This window comes from Streptomyces bobili (genome assembly GCF_002154575.1).
Lineage (GTDB): Bacteria > Actinomycetota > Actinomycetes > Streptomycetales > Streptomycetaceae > Streptomyces > Streptomyces bobili.
The window spans coordinates 1-261 of the sequence record NZ_MUBA01000736.1 but is presented as its reverse complement, the minus strand read 5'-3'; the positions used below and the strand labels follow the sequence as shown (position 1 = coordinate 261).

1 protein-coding gene is annotated in these 261 nt (G+C 70.9%); it reads right to left on the bottom strand.

The annotated features are described in order from the left end of the window. Positions 1-261 (bottom strand): NIL domain-containing protein (locus BZL64_RS36990; RefSeq protein ID WP_208639602.1); only part of this gene is annotated, 261 nt, incomplete at both ends.

The following is a 261-nucleotide window of genomic DNA, read 5'->3' as shown; positions in this document are numbered from 1 at the left end:
CACGTTGTCCTCGTAGCGGCCGGGCAGTTCGATGCGCATCCGGCCGACCTGAAGGCCGCCGACGGTGTCGATGGCCGCGCCCAGGATCGAGATGTCGATGTTGTAGGTGCGCGACAGCTGGGAGATGACCGGCTGGGTCGCGGCCTCGCCCTGGAAGGTGACGTCGAGGACGGTCCGGTCGTCGCCGGTCGGCTCGCCGCCCACCGGGAAGAGCGCGGCGGCCAGTTCGGAGCCGGGGGTGGCGAGCAGTTCGCTGACGGT